Consider the following 1,560-nt stretch of genomic DNA (forward strand, 5'->3'; position numbering starts at 1 on the left):
CGCGCGCTCACATGGGCGTCGAAGTGTCAAGGTTATCAGTCACAGCGCATAGGGCACTCTCCAAGGTAACGGCATCCAGGGGCCTGAGCTCGACTGCATGACGCGGCTCGTTTGTCGAACCTCATCCAGCTCACATACGGTCGCCGCTGATTGCGGCTGCACCAACATCCCGCTTGCGGCGGGTAGAGCTCAGAACGACGAAACCAATCTGGACGACGGCATTTCGCCAAGTGCGCGTACGGTTCGTCGGCCTGAATCCGCCAGAACAGAAGAGTTCTGGTAGATTTCCGAAAGGGGTTGAAGGTTGAAGGACAGTCAGGCGCTGTTCATGCTCGCCCCTTCTATGGCTACGCCGGCGGTTGCGTATTTCCAAAGAGCGACCAGGAGCTTTCGCGCCAGCGCCACGATGGTCGATTTCTTCATGCGCCCATCGTTGCGATCAACGCGTTCCTTGAACCATCGGGCCAGCGCAGAACTCGGTTGATGTCGCAACCACAGCCAGGACATCTGGATCAACGTCGTCCGCAGTCTGGGATTACCCGCCTTTGATACCCCTTGCTCCCGATCGACCGAGCCGCTCTGCCAGGGTGTCGGCGCGAGGCCCGCATAGGCGGCAACCTGGCGACGGTTATCAAAATGTCGGAATAATCCCTCCGACCACAGGATGGCGGCGAATTCGGCGCCGATCCCCTTGATGTCGAGCAGCATTCTCACAGGCGAAGGCTTTGCCTCGGCGTCTTGCGCTGCGAGGAGTGCGTCCCGTTCCTCTTCGACCGTCCTGATCTGTTCGAGCAGGAGCTCGAGCCGATCCAGTTCGCGGCCAATCTGGGCTTTCATATGGGCAGGCAGCGCGCGCCCGTCGCCAGTCCTCAACTCTTCAAGCCGCTTTCGTCGATTCTTGCGCAGCGGCTCATAGTCCGTGATCCCCTGCGAGAACAGCAGCCCCTTGATGCGATTGACGTGGGCGACGCGCTCAGCGGTCAGTGTCTTGCGCTCGCGGCAGACCCGGCGATGATCTTCTTCTTCGGGCGACGGAGCACGCACCATGGCACATACCCGTGGCTCGCCGCGTTTGTAAGCCATCAAGGTCCGAAGTAGCGCCTCACCGTCGATGCGATCCGTCTTCGCTCGTCGGCGCCGGCGTGATGTTGCGATCGAGGCTGGATCCACGACATGGCTTTCGAGCGCCTCCTTCTCAAGCACCCGATGAACCCAGAAGCCGTCGAGACCGGCCTCCTGGATCGTGACGATCGGATAATTGCACCCGGTTTTAGCCTGACATCTTTCCCGCAGCTTGAAAAACAGCGCGAACAATCCGCCCACGTCCCCTGCGAAAATGGAATGCTTCGACATCTTCCCACCGTTGCCCGGAGACAGCGAGGTTATCAGCCAGGTCGAGCGGCTGAGTTCCAATGAAACGAAAATTGCGCCAGGATCGGTACGGATGGTGGTTGGCTGTATGGGTGTGGTCATATTCATCGCCTCAGAATAGGTGGTTGGTTGGACGACCTCTAATTTTGCAAAAACGCCGGTCGCCATCCACCCATGGGATCTGGACGG

The 1,560-nt window shown here is 59.4% G+C and carries 1 protein-coding gene; it reads right to left on the reverse strand.

Annotated elements, in window-relative coordinates; all coding sequences use genetic code 11:
• Positions 1-315: 315 nt before the first annotated feature.
• Positions 316-1,473: an IS110 family transposase gene (locus ACWGTI_RS32395; RefSeq protein ID WP_454590648.1), complete on the reverse strand. Its 1,158-nt coding sequence runs from the start codon at positions 1,471-1,473 to the stop codon at positions 316-318.
• Between the last annotated feature and the right edge of the window lie 87 nt (positions 1,474-1,560).

The sequence above is a fragment of the Mesorhizobium sp. ArgA1 genome, from assembly GCF_053714375.1.

Bases quoted from the DNA above. Each gene is read 5' to 3' on its own strand.
- ACWGTI_RS32395 (WP_454590648.1), bottom strand. From the start codon at position 1,473: ATGACCACACCCATACAGCCAACCACCATCCGTACCGATCCTGGCGCA.